11 protein-coding genes and 1 pseudogene are annotated in these 15,232 nt (G+C 71.1%); 9 read left to right on the top strand and 3 right to left on the bottom strand.

Annotated features, from left to right (window positions below; genetic code table 11):
- The first annotated feature begins 46 nt into the window (after nt 1–46).
- The 5 genes from AB0D27_RS38270 to hemB all read left to right on the top strand — a co-directional run bounded on the left by AB0D27_RS38270 (nt 47) and on the right by hemB (nt 6,399).
- Complete coding sequence (locus AB0D27_RS38270; protein WP_362518205.1) at nt 47–805, top strand: redox-sensing transcriptional repressor Rex; 759 nt, start codon at nt 47–49, stop codon at nt 803–805.
- Nucleotides 802–2,508, top strand: a complete 1,707-nt coding sequence (locus AB0D27_RS38265) for a glutamyl-tRNA reductase (protein WP_362518202.1) — start codon at nt 802–804, stop codon at nt 2,506–2,508. Before AB0D27_RS38270 ends, AB0D27_RS38265 begins: the two co-directional genes overlap by 4 nt.
- Nucleotides 2,505–3,464, top strand: coding sequence for a hydroxymethylbilane synthase (gene hemC, locus AB0D27_RS38260; protein ID WP_362518199.1), 960 nt, complete (start codon nt 2,505–2,507; stop codon nt 3,462–3,464). Before AB0D27_RS38265 ends, hemC begins: the two co-directional genes overlap by 4 nt.
- The gene (locus AB0D27_RS38255) at nt 3,461–5,164 is read left to right on the top strand and encodes a uroporphyrinogen-III synthase (protein ID WP_362518196.1); all 1,704 of its coding nucleotides are present in this window, start codon (nt 3,461–3,463) and stop codon (nt 5,162–5,164) included. Before hemC ends, AB0D27_RS38255 begins: the two co-directional genes overlap by 4 nt.
- A 242-nt stretch (nt 5,165–5,406) precedes the next feature.
- Complete coding sequence (gene hemB / locus AB0D27_RS38250) at nt 5,407–6,399, top strand: porphobilinogen synthase (protein WP_362518193.1); 993 nt, start codon at nt 5,407–5,409, stop codon at nt 6,397–6,399.
- A gap of 7 nt (nt 6,400–6,406) precedes the next feature.
- Here the strand turns inward: hemB and AB0D27_RS38245 are convergent, their stop codons facing one another.
- Nucleotides 6,407–7,099, bottom strand: a complete 693-nt coding sequence (locus tag AB0D27_RS38245) for a DUF4232 domain-containing protein (protein WP_362518190.1) — start codon at nt 7,097–7,099, stop codon at nt 6,407–6,409.
- 174 nt (nt 7,100–7,273) lie between these two features.
- Here AB0D27_RS38245 and AB0D27_RS38240 point away from each other — a divergent pair, with 174 nt between their 5' ends.
- From AB0D27_RS38240 to AB0D27_RS38230, 3 genes and pseudogenes are all read left to right on the top strand, one after another.
- Nucleotides 7,274–8,551 (top strand): helix-turn-helix transcriptional regulator, encoded by a 1,278-nt coding sequence (locus AB0D27_RS38240; RefSeq protein ID WP_362518245.1) that lies wholly within the window; start codon nt 7,274–7,276, stop codon nt 8,549–8,551.
- Nucleotides 8,552–8,633: 82 nt separating this feature from the next.
- Nucleotides 8,634–9,347: pseudogene (locus AB0D27_RS38235) on the top strand (SAM-dependent methyltransferase); the annotation flags it as partial.
- Nucleotides 9,232–10,470 (top strand): PLP-dependent aminotransferase family protein, encoded by a 1,239-nt coding sequence (locus AB0D27_RS38230; protein ID WP_362518187.1) that lies wholly within the window; start codon nt 9,232–9,234, stop codon nt 10,468–10,470. The pseudogene AB0D27_RS38235 and the gene AB0D27_RS38230, both read left to right, overlap by 116 nt.
- A 10-nt stretch (nt 10,471–10,480) precedes the next feature.
- On the opposite strand, the gene AB0D27_RS38225 is transcribed toward AB0D27_RS38230, so the two are convergent.
- Both AB0D27_RS38225 and argS read right to left on the bottom strand, forming a co-directional pair.
- Nucleotides 10,481–11,368 (bottom strand): DUF4253 domain-containing protein, encoded by an 888-nt coding sequence (locus AB0D27_RS38225; protein WP_362518184.1) that lies wholly within the window; start codon nt 11,366–11,368, stop codon nt 10,481–10,483.
- A gap of 68 nt (nt 11,369–11,436) precedes the next feature.
- Nucleotides 11,437–13,197 (bottom strand): arginine--tRNA ligase, encoded by a 1,761-nt coding sequence (gene argS / locus AB0D27_RS38220; RefSeq protein ID WP_362518181.1) that lies wholly within the window; start codon nt 13,195–13,197, stop codon nt 11,437–11,439.
- A gap of 174 nt (nt 13,198–13,371) precedes the next feature.
- Here argS and lysS point away from each other — a divergent pair, with 174 nt between their 5' ends.
- Complete coding sequence (lysS, locus tag AB0D27_RS38215; RefSeq protein WP_362518242.1) at nt 13,372–15,114, top strand: lysine--tRNA ligase; 1,743 nt, start codon at nt 13,372–13,374, stop codon at nt 15,112–15,114.
- Nucleotides 15,115–15,232: the final 118 nt, after the last annotated feature.

Here is a 15,232-nt window from a genome sequence, read left to right as displayed (position 1 = left end):
AGGAACGTGTGACCGCCTGCAGCCCCGCTCTACCCGCAGGAGCACCGTGGCAACTGGCCGAACTCACCGACCGGCGACCCGCAGCCGAGGGATTCCCGAGGCCACCGTCGCCCGGCTTCCGCTGTACCTCCGAGCCCTCACCGGACTGTCGGAGCGCTCGGTACCCACGGTCTCCTCCGAGGAGCTCGCGGCCGCGGCGGGGGTCAATTCCGCGAAGCTGCGCAAGGACTTCTCCTACCTCGGCTCCTACGGGACGCGCGGTGTGGGGTACGACGTCGAGTATCTCGTGTACCAGATCTCCCGCGAGCTGGGCCTGACCCAGGACTGGCCGGTTGTGATCGTCGGTATCGGTAACCTTGGCGCCGCGCTGGCCAATTACGGAGGGTTCGCGTCCCGTGGATTCAGGGTCGCGGCGCTCATCGACGCCGACCCCGAAATGGCCGGGAAGCAGGTCGCCGGGATCGCCGTGCAGCACTCCGACGGCCTGGAGAAGATCGTCGACGAGAACGGCGTCTCCATCGGGGTCATCACGACCCCGCCGGGAGTCGCCCAGCAGGTCTGCGACCGGCTCGTCGCCGCCGGAGTCACCTCCATCCTGAACTTCGCGCCGACCGTCCTGTCCGTCCCGGACGGCGTCGACGTACGCAAGGTCGACCTCTCCATCGAGCTGCAGATCCTCGCCTTCCACGAGCAGCGCAAGGCCGGCGAGGAGGCCGAGGCGCAGGCGTCCGCCGTGGTCACGGCCGCCCAGGAGAACAACGGCAAAGGACCTGACGGGGACGTCCCCGCCGTGATGCCGGCATGAGTCTCCTCGTCGTCGGGCTGAGCCACCGCAGCGCTCCGGTCAGCGTCCTGGAGCGGGCTGCGCTGTCCGCGGACGCCCAGATGAAGCTGCTGCAGGACACCCTCGCCGCCGAGCCGGCCACCGAGGCCGCGGTGCTCGCCACCTGCAACCGCATCGAGCTGTACGCCGACGTGGACAAGTTCCACGCGGGCGTCGCCGAGCTGTCCACGCTGCTCGCCCAGCACAGCGGGGTCGGGCTCGAGGAGCTCACCCCCTATCTCTACGTGCACTACGAGGACCGGGCCGTCCACCACCTCTTCTCGGTGGCCTGCGGGCTCGACTCGATGGTCGTGGGCGAGGGCCAGATCCTCGGCCAGATCAAGGACGCGCTCGCCACCGCGCAGGAGCTGCAGACCGCGGCCCGCCTTCTGAACGACCTGTTCCAGCAGGCGCTGCGGGTCGGCAAGCGCGCCCACTCCGAGACCGGCATCGACCGCGCGGGCCAGTCCCTGGTCACGTTCGGTCTGGAGCAGTTGTCCGCCGGCGCCGCGGCCGAGGGCTGGATCAAGGGCAAGAAGGCCCTGGTGATCGGCGCGGGCTCGATGTCCTCGCTGGCCGCGGCCACCCTCGTGCGTGCCGGGGTCGGCGAGATCGTGATCGCCAACCGCACCCACGACCGCGCCGAGCGCCTCGCCCAGGTCCTCACCGACGGCGACGACACGGACGTGCTGGCCCGCGCGGTACCGATGGACTCGGTACCGGTCGAGCTGACACGTGCCGACATCGCCGTGTCCTGTACGGGCGCGACGGGGCTCGTCCTGACGGCGGAGACCGTCGCGGCGGCCCTGGAAGGACGTACGGGCACGCCCGCGGCCGTACGGGACGACGCCCCCGCGGGTCCGGGCGGCACCCTCGCGCCCACGAGCGTCGGCACCGAGGAGGGCTGCCCCCTCGACCTGTCCGCCGTGCAGGGCGCCACCGGCTTCTCCGTGATGGGAGAGGCCGCCGTGGCCGGCATGGACGCGGCCACGCTGGAGCAGCACGCGGCCTGGGTGGACAAGGGCACCGGAACCGTCGAGCGCCGTGACAACCGTCGTATGCCCGATGTCGACGCCGAGCTGATCACCGCGCTCGCCGCCGCCGTGGCCACCGTCGGGCGGGTGCCCGAGCGTCGCAGGCCCGAGCCCGTCGTCGAGGTGCCCCGCCCCGCCCCCGTGCTCGCGCTGCTGGACCTCGCGATGCCCCGAGACATCGACGCGGCCGTGCACCGGCTGCTCGGGGTGCGCCTCGTCGACATCGAGTCGCTCGCCGAGGCGTCGGCCGACGCGCCGATGGCCGCCGATGTGGACCAGGTGCGCCGGATCGTCTCCGACGAGGTGGCCGCCTTCGGCGCCGCCCAGCGGGCCGCGCACATCACTCCCACCGTCGTGGCGCTGCGCACCATGGCCGCCGACGTCGTCGCGAACGAGATCGCGCGGCTCGACGGACGGCTGCCCGGCCTCGACGAGAAGGAGCGCGGGGAGATCACCCAGACCGTGCGGCGCGTCGTGGACAAGCTGCTGCACGCGCCGACCGTACGGGTCAAGCAACTGGCCGCGGAACCCGGCGGCGCCGGGTACGCGGACGCACTGCGGACCCTGTTCGACCTGGACCCCGAGACGGTCGCCGCCGTCTCGCGGGCCGAGAACAACACCGAGAACGCCAAGAACCGAGGGCGAGCATGAATGAGCAGCCATTGAGGCTCGGGACCAGGCGGAGCAAACTCGCCATGGCCCAGTCCGGGCAGGTGGCGGATGCCGTGAGCCGGGTGACCGGACGGCCCGTCGAGCTCGTTGAGATCACGACGTACGGCGACACCTCCCGCGAGCACCTCGCGCAGATCGGTGGCACGGGGGTGTTCGTCACCGCGCTCCGCGACGCGCTGCTGCGCGGTGAGATCGACTTCGCCGTGCACTCCCTCAAGGATCTGCCGACCACGCAGCCCGACGACCTCGCGCTGGCCGCCGTACCGGTGCGCGAGGACCCGCGCGACGTCATCGTCGCCCGCGACGGGCTCGCGTTCGCCGACCTTCCCGACGGCGCGCGCGTCGGCACGGGTTCGCCGCGCCGCATGGCGCAGCTGAACGCGTACGCGCGCGGCCACGGGATGACGATCGAGACGGTCGCCATCCGGGGGAACGTCGACACGCGGATCGGATACGTGCGCAGCGGAGAGCTCGACGCCGTCGTGCTCGCCGCCGCCGGAATCAGTCGTCTGGGGCGCAGTGAGGAAGTGACGGACTTCCTGTCCGTCGACATGGTTTTGCCCGCCCCCGGCCAGGGGGCCCTCGCGATCGAGTGTGCCGCGCACAACGCGGACCTCGTCGCCGCGCTCGGAGAGCTCGACGACCCGTTCACCCGGGCCGCCGTGACCGCCGAGCGGTCCCTGCTCGCCGCCCTGGAGGCCGGCTGCAGCGCACCCGTGGGCGCGCTCGCCGACCTTCTGGCCGACGGGCAGATTGTCAAGGAGATGCGCCTGCGCGCCGTCGTCGGCACGACCGACGGCTCGACGCTGGTGCAGCTGTCCACCACCGGTCCCGTGCCCGAGACACATGACCAAGCAATGGCGCTCGGCCGTGAACTCGCCGCCGAGATGCTTGCCAAGGGCGCGGCCGGTCTGATGGGGGAGCGAGCACTTTGAGCCCCACCAACCTTCCCGCCGGTCCGGAACACGGGCACGTCACCTTCCTCGGTGCCGGACCCGGGGATCCGGGACTGCTGACCCTGCGCGCCGTCGAGGCGCTGGCGAACGCGGACGTCCTCGTCGCCGAGCACGAGGTGCTCGACGTGGTCCGCGTCCATGCCAGACAAGGCGTCGCCGTGCTGCACACGGATCCGGACACTTCGCCGGATACGTACTTGGGCACAGGCACGCCTCAGCTGACGGTTGTTGACGGCACGTCAACAACCGTTGGTGACCCTGCGTCGAGGGACGCGGCCAATCTTGTCATGGAGGCCGCACGGGGCGGCAAGCGGGTCGTGCGTGCGGTGTCCGGGGACCCGGGACTTGATACGTACGCCGCCGAGGAAATGCTCGCCTGCGCCGCCGCGGGTGTGCCGTTCGAGGTGGTGCCCGGGATCGCGGCCGCCGTCGGTGTCCCCGCGTACGCCGGTGTGCCGCTGCGGGACGCGCAGGGCGCGGACGTCCGCTTCGTCGACGCGCGGACGGCTTCGGACCGGTGCTGGACCGAGGTCGGGGTGTCCGACGGCACGGTCGTCGTGTCCGCCACGCTGGACTCCGTGGCCGCGGCCGCGGGCGAGCTGGTGGCCGCGGGCCGCAAGCCGGATACACCGATGACGGTCACCATCGCCGGTACGACCACGCGTCAGCGCACCTGGGCGGCCACCCTCGGCACCATCGCGCAGACGCTGAAGCAGGCGAAGGTGCTGCCGTCCCCGGACGGCGGCAGGCCCGTGATAGCCGTGGTCGGTGAGCGTTCCGCCGCCGCCCAGCGCGACCAGCTGTCGTGGTTCGAGTCCAAGCCGCTGTTCGGCTGGAAGGTGCTCGTCCCGCGGACGAAGGAGCAGGCGGCGTCGCTTTCCGACCAACTGCGGTCGTACGGTGCCGTGCCGCACGAGGTGCCGACGATCGCCGTCGAACCGCCGCGCACGCCCCAGCAGATGGAGCGCGCGGTCAAGGGCCTGGTGACGGGCCGCTACGAGTGGATCGCGTTCACGTCCGTCAACGCCGTGAAGGCCGTACGGGAGAAGTTCGAGGAGTACGGGCTCGACGCGCGGGCGTTTGCCGGCATCAAGGTCGCCGCGGTGGGGGAGCAGACCGCGAAGGCGTTGGTCGCCTTCGGCGTGAAGCCGGATCTGGTGCCGAGCGGGGAGCAGTCCGCGGCTGGACTGCTTGAGGACTGGCCGCCCTACGACCCCGTCTTCGACCCCATCGACCGAGTCTTCCTGCCGCGGGCCGACATCGCCACCGAGACGCTGGTCGCGGGGCTCATCGAGCTGGGCTGGGAGGTCGACGACGTCACGGCCTACCGGACCGTGCGGGCCTCGCCGCCGCCGGCGGAGACGCGTGAGGCGATCAAGGGTGGTGGCTTCGACGCGGTGCTGTTCACGTCGTCGTCGACCGTGCGGAACCTGGTGGGTATCGCGGGCAAGCCGCACAACGTGACCGTGATCGCGTGTATCGGCCCGGCCACGGCGAAGACCGCCGAGGAGCACGGGCTGCGGGTTGATGTCATGGCTCCGGAGCCGTCGGTGCACAAGCTGGCGGAGGCGTTGGCGGACTTCGGGCTGCAGCGGCGGGCTGCCGCCGTGGAGGCGGGGGATCCGGTGACCCGGCCCAGTGAGCGCCGGCCCGGGGCGCGGCGGCGACGGACCACCTAGGCCGGTGGGGGCGGGGGCCGAACCGGGTTTCGCCCCTCCGCCCCTGCCTGTCCCGTACCTGGGGGCTGGGTCCCTGCCTGTCCCGTACCTGTGGGCTGCGTCCCTGCCCGTCCCGTACCTGGGGCTGCGTCCCCAGACCCCCCTTGTCGCGCTTCGCGCTCGTCCTCGAGCGCCGGGCGGGCTGGAATCAACCCGACAGATCGTCGGCATGGGTGCCCTTGGGGCAGGCGTAGCGTAGGTCCATGACCAAGTACGGATCCTTCCCCGGTACGCGGCCGCGGCGGCTGCGTACGACGCCCTCCATGCGGCGCATGGTCGCCGAGACCCGGCTGCACCCCGCTGACTTCATCCTCCCCGCCTTCGTGCGGGAGGGCGTGAGCGAGCCGGTGCCGATCGCCACGATGCCGGGGGTCGTGCAGCACACGCGGGACAGCCTGAAGAAGGCGGCCGTGGAGGCGCTGGAGGCCGGGATCTCCGGGATCATGCTCTTCGGAGTGCCGGAGGACGGGAAGAAGGACGCGGTCGGGACGCCCGGCACCGACCCGGACGGGATCCTGCAGGTGGCGATCCGCGATGTGCGCGCCGAGGTCGGCGATGAGCTGCTCGTGATGTCCGACCTGTGTCTCGACGAGACCACCGACCACGGGCACTGCGGCGTGCTGGACGCGGAAGGCCGCGTCGACAACGACGCAACCCTGGAGCGGTACGCCGAGATGGCCCAGGTGCAGGCCGACGCCGGCGCCCATGTCGTCGGGCCCAGCGGCATGATGGACGGGCAGGTCGGCGTCGTCCGGGACGCCCTCGACCAGATCGGGCGGGAGGACGTGGCGATCCTCGCCTACACCGTGAAGTACTCCTCCGCCTTCTACGGCCCCTTCCGGGAGGCCGTCGCCTCCTCGCTGAAGGGCGACCGGAAGACGTACCAGCAGGACCCCGCCAACGTACGGGAATCCTTGCGGGAGTTGGCCCTCGACCTGGAGGAAGGGGCCGACATGGTGATGGTCAAGCCGGCCGGACCCTACCTCGACATCCTGGCGAAGGTCGCCGACGCGGTGGATGTGCCGGTCGCCGCCTACCAGATCTCCGGCGAGTACTCGATGATCGAGGCCGCGGCGGAGCGGGGCTGGATCGACCGCGACAAGGCCATCCTGGAGACCCTGACCGGCATCAAGCGCGCCGGGGCGCAGAACATCCTCACCTACTGGGCCACCGAGGCGGCCCAGAAGCTGCGCTGACCCGGCTTCAGTAGGCCAGCGCGTCATCCAGGCCCTGCTGCCAGTACGTCACCGTCAGCTTGGAGTCGACGTACACGCCCTTGGCGGGCAGCGCGGGGTGTGCGCTGGTGCCCTTGTCGAAGCCGACGGTGAGGGTCTTGGCCGTGTAGCCGCTGCCGCCGCTGCCGTCCGCGGCCGACAGGCGGACGCCCGCGTAGCCGGACTCGCCTGGGGCGAGCGTGACGACGGCCTGCGGGTGGGTCTCCTCCGCGACCGGGGGGACCGACTGCGCCTCGCCGAAACGGGCGATGGGGTAGCCGGTCAGGTCGCAGTTCTTCGAGCCGGTGTTGGTGACGGTGAGGAGGAGATGGTTGAGGGGGCGGGTCACTTCGGTGGCGGTGGTTTTGGTGTTGGCGCCGCCGCAGGGGGTGTTGCGGGTGGTGCCGCCCGTCGTCCCGCCCGTGGCGCCGCTCGTCGTGCCTGCGGTGGTCTTGCCCGTGGAGCCGCCCGTGGAGCCGCCCGTGCTGCCGCTGTTGGCCGCGGGCTTCGCCGTCGAGTTCCCGGCCGGCGTCGACTCGCTCGCGTGTGCCGACGGCTTGGACGCGGCCGACGGGCCCTCGTCCCGTACGCCCTGCCCGTTGTCGCACGCCGTGAGGGCGAGCGCGGCGAGCGCGACCGTCGTGGCGGCGAGCAGGCGAGTGCGGGTGGTGCGTGCGGACATGGGTGATCCCCCTGTGTGGTCGGTGTGGTGTGGCTGGTTGGAGCGGCCGCTCGACCGGTCGTGGGGAGCGGCGTGCTTGGATGACCTCAGCTTGCGCGGTGATCCGTCCCGGCCGCCACGGTTGCCGGGGTATTCGGGACGCCGGAACGTTCGTACGGGATGTGACCTGGGGGAATCGTGTCCCCCTGGAACGCGGCCCGGGACGCGGGGGAGGGAGGAACGGTGGCGGGGGACGAGTTCGCGGAGCTGCTGCGGGAGTTGAAGGAGCGCTCCGGACTCAGTTACGGGGTGCTCGGCAAGCGCGTGCACGTGAGTGCGTCGACACTCCATCGGTACGTCAACGGGGATGCCGTACCGACGGACTACGCGCCCGTGGAACGGCTCGCGCGGCTGAGCAAGGCCACTCCGGAGGAGCTGGTGGAGCTGCATCGGAGGTGGGTGCGGGCCGATGCGCTGCGGGGGCGGAAGGGGGCGGAGAGCCCGGTGGGGGGTGAGGCTGGGGCCACGGCGGATGCCGTATCCGCAGCGGGCTCGGGCCTGGGGCCGGAGTTGGCGTCGGATGGGGAAGCCGTACGCCGTAATGGGCGGCGGCGTACAGGCGTGCTCGCCGGTGCCGCGATGGCGGCCGCTGTCGTGTCCGGCGCACTCGTCGTGAACCTCGTCCCTCGCGAGGGCGGAGAGCCGGGGCGGTCGGACTCCGTGGCGGGTGCCCCCGAACACACCCGGACCGCCACCGGGACGCCCGACGCGAAGCGCCCGTCACCGTCGGCCTCCACCTCGCGCGAGGCGGGTTCGTCGGCGTCGGCGCCCGCGACAGCGACGGCGAGCCGGAGCGCGGCCGCCGCCACCGGTGCCACCGCGCCCGCCGTCGCCGTCAACCCGTACAGGTTCGAAGACGCGTGCAGCCAGCACTACTTGCTGAACCGGAATCCCGCCCAGGTGCCCCCGCCGCCGAATGAGCAGGACGCGCGCCAGTGGGTCACCGCGCTCGGCGGGGTCGCGGGCAAGGATCAGATGCTCACGCTGACCGTGCAGGGGACGGGGAAGGCGACCGTCGTCCTGGAAGCGCTGCATGTGCGCGTCGTACAGAAGGGCGCGCCGCTCGCGTGGAGCGACTACGCGATGGGCGTGGGCTGTGGCGGCGGAGTGTCGACGAAGTCCTTCTACGTGGACCTCGACGCCGGGCGGCCGGACGTCACGCCGAAGGACGGGCAGCGGGACTTCCCGTACAAGGTGAGCGAGTCGGACCCCGAGGTGTTCTACGTGACGGCGCACGCCCGGGCGCACGATGTGAGCTGGTTCCTGGAGCTGGAGTGGTCCAGCGGGAACCGGCACGGCACGGTGCGGATAGACGACCGGGGGAAGCTCCTTCGCACGAGCGGGAACGCGGGGCGTCCGGCGTACGACTATCCGCTGGGCGGAAGCGAGTGGGAAACGGCGCCTGAAGGCTAGGTTCCCGTCCCGGCCCTCTAAACTCCCCCCAGGGGCCAGGTTGTTGCTCCTTGAATGACGCGACTCTCCAGGGAGAGGCCTTATGCCCGGTGACGCTCTCAGCCAGGACCTCGCGGTGCTGTTGAAGAGGATCGACACCAACAAGGCGCATCCGGCGCGGGTCTACGACCTCTTCCTCGGGGGCAAGGACAACTACCCGGTCGACCGTGAGGCGGCCGCCGCCGCGCTCGCCGTCAACCCGCGCGGCTACCTCGACATCCGGCACAACCGTGAGTTCCTGCGGCGGGCCGTGACCACGCTGGCCCGGGACGAGGGCATCCGCCAGTTCCTGGACATAGGTACCGGTCTGCCGACGCGGGAGAACGTCCATCAGATCGCCCAGCGGATCCGCCCGGACTCGCGCGTCGTGTACGTCGACAACGACCCGGTGGTCCTGGCTCCCGCGTGCGCCCTGCTCGCCCGCGGATCCGAGAGGCGGACCGACTACGTCGACGCGGAACTCAAGCAGCCCGCGCGGATCCTCGAAGAGGCGGCGAAGACCCTCGACTTCGACCGGCCGGTCGCCCTCGTGCTCGTGGCGGTCCTGCACTTCGTCGAGGACGCCGAGGCGTACCCGATCGTGCGGGAGCTGGTGGACGCGCTGCCGTCGGGCAGCCGTCTGGTCGTCAGCCACCTCACCGGTGACGTCAACCCGGAGAACATCCGCGCGGTCCAGCGGGCGTACACCGAGCGCGGCTTCACCTTCGTGCTGCGATCCAGGGACGACGTCGAGCGCTTCTTCACGCAGAACGCCCTGGAACTGGACGCGCCGGGTGTCGTCCCCGCCCACCGCTGGCGTCCCGACGGCACGGTCCCCGTCCCCGAGCCGGCCGACGGAGGGGATCGCCGCCGCGTACCGGGATGTGCTGGCGGAGGAGTCCGCGCGGGCGTTGCAGTACTCGACGACGGAGGGGGAGCCGGGGCTGCGGGCGGCGCTCGCCGAGCGTACGAGCGTGCGGGGGTTGCCGACCGGGGCGGACGACGTGCTCGTCACCACCGGTTCCCAGCAGGCGCTGTCGCTGCTCGCCACGGCCATGCTCGAGCCAGGCGACACCGTGCTCGTCGAGAATCCCTGCTATCTGGCGGCACTTCAGGCGTTCGCGTTCGCCGGGGCGCGGGTGGTGGCGGTGCCCGGTGACGAGGACGGGATCGATCCGGCGGCGTTGGAGGAGCTGGTGGTGCGGGAGCGGCCGAAACTGCTCTACACCGTGCCCACCTTCCAGAACCCGACCGGGCGGACTCTGCCGGGTGCGCGACGGGCCGCCGTCGCCTCCGTGGCCGCCCGGCGCGGGATGTGGATCGTCGAGGACGACCCGTACGGCGAGCTGCGCTTCGAGGGCGAACGGGTGCCGTGGATCGCCTCGTACGCCGGCGCCGAGGATCGTACGGTGCTTCTCGGATCCTTCTCCAAGGTGATGGCGCCGGGGATGCGGCTGGGCTGGCTGCGTGCCCCCGCCGCGCTGCGCCGGGCCTGTGTCGTCGCCAAGCAGGCCGCCGACCTGCACACCCCGACCGTCAACCAGCTCGCCGCCGCACGCTACTTGGCCGACCGGGACCTGGACGCCCATGTGGTGCGGGTCGCGGGCGTGTACCGCGAGCGGCGCGACGCCATGCTGGCCGGCCTCGCCGGCGCCCTTCCGGCCGGCTCCACCTGGACCCGCCCGGAAGGCGGCATGTTCCTCTGGGCACGCCTGCCCGAGTCGTACGACACCACGGCCCTGCTCCCGCGCGTGCTGCGGCAGGACGTGGCCTACGTGCCCGGGGCGCCCTTCTACGCGGGCGCACCGGACGCGTCGACGCTGCGGCTGTGCTTCGTCACCCAGACCCCGGACGAGATCGGGGAAGGGCTGCGGCGGCTCGGGAAGGGGCTGCGCGGTTAGCGGAGGCTGCTCAGTCCCACCAGAAGCCCCAGGAGGGGTTGTCGAGGATGTCGTGGACCGCGTACGTACGCAGGGTGGTGTGGAGGCCCTGGAGGACGTTGTCCGGGGCGAACGCGAAATGTTCGGCGGCGACGGCCTCGGCCTCGGCGGTCGTCGTCGGCGGGGCCGCCACCGAGACGACCACCTGGTCGGAGGTCAGCGCCACGACCCGTATGCCGAAACGGTCCTCCCATGAGCGCAGTACGGCGCACAGACGTGCCACGTCGCTCTCATAGTTCAGCGAGCCGCTCCAGCCGATCGCGGCCGGTATGTCCGCGCTGCGGCGGGCCGGAACCAGGGCGATACGCGCCTGCTTGAGCCAACTTCCCTCGCTGACCAAGGAGTCGGCCACCCCGGCCGCCCGGGTGTCCGGGTCGGCGCTGAGCGGTCCGGCCGTCGCGAAGCCCGGCCACTCGGCCCCGAACGGGGCGAGGGTCTCGTCGAGCTCCGCGGGCGGCCCGAACAGCTCCTCGACCCGCTCCTTGCCCGGATAGTCCTCGCCCGCATGCTGCTCTGCGTCGTCCGTGTACTCCTCCCAGAGCTCCGCGAGCACCTCCTCGGCGTCGTGGTCACCCGCGTACGACATCAGCGACGGGCACAGGTCCCACTTCTCCGGCCATGGTCCCCGTGTGTTCGTGCCGCCGATCAGCACCGGATGCAGCCCGGCCGTCCGGCGTGCGGGTGTCAGCCGCAGCCAGTCCCCGGGCCGGGCCGGCTCCTGTGCGTACCACAGCAACGGCTCGGTCCGGCCGGACTCGTCCGTCGCCTCGACCAGCGTCCCGGGCGGAAGTTCAAGCCCGAGCGCGCGGCCGCTCGGGTCGGCCGCCAGCATCGGCAGCGGGTTCGGAAGTGTCGCCATGTCCGTGACTGTAGGGGCAGCCACTGACAACGGGCCCTGGCGGGCGGCGCGGTGCCTGACGGCATCGGTCAGAGGCGCTCGGGTGTCCTGATGCCGAGCAGGGCCATGCCCCGGTGCAGGGTGTGGGCCGTGAGGTCGCACAGGAACAGGCGGTTCTCGATCTGGGCCGGGGTGTCCGCCTTGAGGACCGGGCACTCCGCGTAGAAGGTCGTGTAGAGGGACGCCAGCTGGTAGAGGTACGCCGCCAGCTTGTGCGGGGCGTATTCGGTGGCGACCTCCGCGATCGTCTCCGCGAACCGGTCAAGGTGCAGACCCAACTCCCGCTCGGCGGAGGCCAGTTCCAGCTCCGGGTGGGCGGCAGGCCGGACCTCGCCCGCCTTGCGGAGAATCGACTGGATACGGGCGTACGCGTACTGGAGGTACACGCTCGTGTCGCCGTTCAGCGACACCATCTGGTCCAGGTCGAACTTGTAGTCGCGGTTCGCGGACGTCGACAGGTCCGCGTACTTCACCGCGCCGATGCCGACCTGCGCACCCCGCTCCGCGATCTCCTCCTCGGAGAGGTCCTGCGCCTTCTCCCGTACGACGGCACAGGCGCGGTCGATCGCCTCGTCCAGCAGATCCACCAGCCGTACCGTCTCGCCCTCACGCGTCTTGAACGGCTTGCCGTCCTTGCCCAGGACCGTACCGAAGGCCAGCTGGTGCGCCGTCACGTCGTCGTTCAGCCAGCCCGCCCTGCGCGCGGTCTCGAAGACCATCCTGAAGTGCAGGGACTGACGGACGTCGACGACGTAGAGGAGCGTCGAGGCCTTCAGGTTGAAGACGCGGTCCCTGATCGCCGACAGGTCGGTCGCCGCGTAGCCGTAGCCGCCGTCGGACTTGCGGACGATCAGCGGGACCGGGTTGCCGTCCGGGCCCTTGATGTCGTCGAAGAAGACGCACAGCGCGCCGTCCGAGTGGACGGCGACGCCCGACTCCTCCAGGAGGCGGCACGTCTCCTCCAGCATGTCGTTGTATCCCGACTCGCCGACGATGTCCGCGTCCTGGATCTCCATGTCCAGCTTGTCGAAGACCGAGTTGAAGTAGATCTTCGACTCGTCCACGAACAGCTGCCAGAGGGCGATCGTCTCCGGGTCGCCCGCCTGCAGGTCCACCACCCGGCGCCGCGCCCGCGTCTTGAACTCCTCGTCGGAGTCGAAGATCGCGCGAGCCGCCTTGTACAGGCGGCTCAGGTTCGACATGGCCTCTTCGCCGGACACCCGGGCGTGCTTGTGGTCCAGCTCGTGCGGGTGCTCGATCAGGTACTGGATGAGCATGCCGAACTGGGTGCCCCAGTCGCCGATGTGATGGCGGCGCACGACGTTCTCGCCGGTGAACTCCAGGATCTGGACCACCGCGTCACCGATCACGGCCGAGCGGAGATGACCTACGTGCATCTCCTTCGCCACGTTCGGCTGCGCGTAGTCGATCACCGTGGTGCCCGGGTGCTCCGCGAGCGGCACGCCGAGGCGCTCCCCGTCCGCGTACCGCTCCGCCAGGTTCTCGGTGATCGCCCGGTCGGTGATCGTGATGTTCAGGAAGCCGGGGCCCGAGACCTCGATCTCCTTGATCACCTCGCCCGTGGTGATCCGCTCGACGACCTGCGTCGCCAGCTCCCGCGGGTTCGCCTTCGCCTTCTTCGCGAGGGCCAGGATCCCGTTGGCCTGGAAGTCGGCCCGGTCGCTTCGTCGCAGCAGCGGGTCCGCGGAACCGGCCTCCGGCAGGGCTGCCGAGAGGGCGTCCGCGAGGCGCTGGTGGACGGAAGCGGTGAGGGACGTGACCGAGGCCATGGGTGGGTGCCGTTCTGCTCGGGTTCCGGGAGTGTCGGTAACGGGGTGTCGACAACGGAGTGCCGATACCTACGAAACCTCAGTATCCCACGCACTGAAAAGCCGTTTTCGCGGTTCCCGCCCGAGCTGGGAGAATGGTCCCGTCAGCCGTACTGGCGTATGAGAAAGAAGGACGTGCCGATCGTGGCTCAGAGCACCGAGACCACCGACTGGGTCTCCCGTTACGCGGATGAGGTCATCGAGGAGTCGGAGCGTCGGGCCCCGGGCAAACCCGTTGTCGTCGCGTCCGGGCTCTCGCCGTCCGGCCCGATCCACCTGGGCAACCTCCGCGAGGTCATGACGCCGCACCTCGTCGCCGACGAGATCCGGCGCCGCGGCCACACCGTGCGCCACCTGATCTCCTGGGACGACTACGACCGCTACCGCAAGGTTCCGGCGGGCGTCGCGGGCATCGACGAGTCGTGGGCCGAGCACATCGGCAAGCCGCTGACCTCCGTGCCGGCCCCGAAGGGCTCGGAGTACCCGAACTGGGCCGAGCACTTCAAGGCCGCGATGACCAAGGCGCTGGCCGAGCTGGGCGTCGAGTACGACGGGATCAGCCAGACCGCGCAGTACACCTCGGGCGCGTACCGGGAACAGGTGCTGTTCGCGATGAAGCACCGCGGTGACATCGACGCCGTCCTCGAGCAGTACCGGACCAAGAAGGCCCCGGTGAAGAAGCAGGGCCAGAAGCCCGTCGACGAGGCCGAGCTGGAGGCCGCCGAGGGTTCGGGCGCGGCGGACGAGGACGACGGCAGCGGCTCCGGCGCCGGGTACTTCCCGTACAAGCCCTACTGCGGGCAGTGCGAGAAGGACCTGACGACCGTCACGTCGTACGACGACGAGACGACCGAGCTGGCCTACACCTGCACCGCCTGCGGGTACTCCGAGACCGTCCGGCTCAGCGAGTTCAACCGCGGCAAGCTGGTCTGGAAGGTCGACTGGCCCATGCGCTGGGCCTACGAGGGTGTCGTCTTCGAGCCGAGCGGCGTCGACCACTCCTCCCCCGGGTCCAGCTTCCAGGTCGGCGGCCAGATCGTCGGCATCTTCGGCGGCAAGCAGCCCATCGGGCCCATGTACGCGTTCGTCGGTATCTCCGGCATGGCCAAGATGTCCAGCAGCAAGGGCGGGGTGCCCACCCCCGCCGACGCGCTCCAGATCATGGAACCGCAGCTGCTGCGCTGGCTGTACGCCCGCCGCCGTCCCAACCAGTCGTTCAAGATCGCCTTCGACCAGGAGATCCAGCGGCTGTACGACGAGTGGGACAAGCTCGCGGGCAAGGTGACGGACGGGTCCGTGCTTCCGGCCGACGCCGCCGCGTACGCACGCGCGGTGGGCACCGCCGCCGGGGAGCTCCCGAAGACACCGCGCCCGATGCCGTACCGCACCCTCGCCTCCGTCGCCGACATCACCGCCGGCGCCGAGGACCAGACGCTGCGGATCCTGAGCGAACTCGACCCCGAGAACCCGCTCGGCTCGCTGGACGAGGTCCGGCCGCGGCTCGACAAGGCCGAGACCTGGATCAACACCCAGGTTCCGGCCGAGGAGCGGACCGTCGTCCGTGACGAGCCCGACGTGGAACTGCTCAAGTCCCTCGACGACCAGGGCCGCGAGTCGCTGCGGCTGCTGGTGGACGGACTGGACGAGAACTGGTCCCTCGACGGGCTCACCCACCTCGTCTACGGCGTCCCCAAGGTCCAGGCAGGCTTCCGCGCCGACGCCACCGCCAAGGAGCTGCCGCCCGAGATCAAGGTCGCCCAGCGCACCTTCTTCGCGCTGCTCTACCACCTGCTCGTCGGGCGCGACACGGGGCCGCGGCTGCCCACGCTGTTGCTCGCGGTCGGGCAGGAGCGGGTGCGCAAGCTGCTCGGCGCATAGCGGGTTCGGCTGTACGTGGAGGGGGGGGGGCCGGGTGGGCCGGGGCGCCCCCCCCCCCAACCCCCGGCGGGGGGGTGGTGGGCCGACCCATCGGGGGTGGTTGAATTATTGATTAGTG

The sequence above is a fragment of the Streptomyces sp. NPDC048415 genome, assembly GCF_040651675.1.
Lineage (GTDB): Bacteria > Actinomycetota > Actinomycetes > Streptomycetales > Streptomycetaceae > Streptomyces.
This window is presented reverse-complemented; position numbering and strand designations above follow the sequence as displayed.

Bases quoted from the DNA above. Each gene is read 5' to 3' on its own strand.
- AB0D27_RS38265 (WP_362518202.1), top strand. From the start codon at position 802: ATGAGTCTCCTCGTCGTCGGGCTGAGCCACCGCAGCGCTCCGGTCAGC.
- hemC (WP_362518199.1), top strand. From the start codon at position 2,505: ATGAATGAGCAGCCATTGAGGCTCGGGACCAGGCGGAGCAAACTCGCC.
- hemB (WP_362518193.1), top strand. From the start codon at position 5,407: ATGACCAAGTACGGATCCTTCCCCGGTACGCGGCCGCGGCGGCTGCGT.
- AB0D27_RS38245 (WP_362518190.1), bottom strand. From the start codon at position 7,099: ATGTCCGCACGCACCACCCGCACTCGCCTGCTCGCCGCCACGACGGTC.
- AB0D27_RS38225 (WP_362518184.1), bottom strand. From the start codon at position 11,368: ATGGCGACACTTCCGAACCCGCTGCCGATGCTGGCGGCCGACCCGAGC.
- argS (WP_362518181.1), bottom strand. From the start codon at position 13,197: ATGGCCTCGGTCACGTCCCTCACCGCTTCCGTCCACCAGCGCCTCGCG.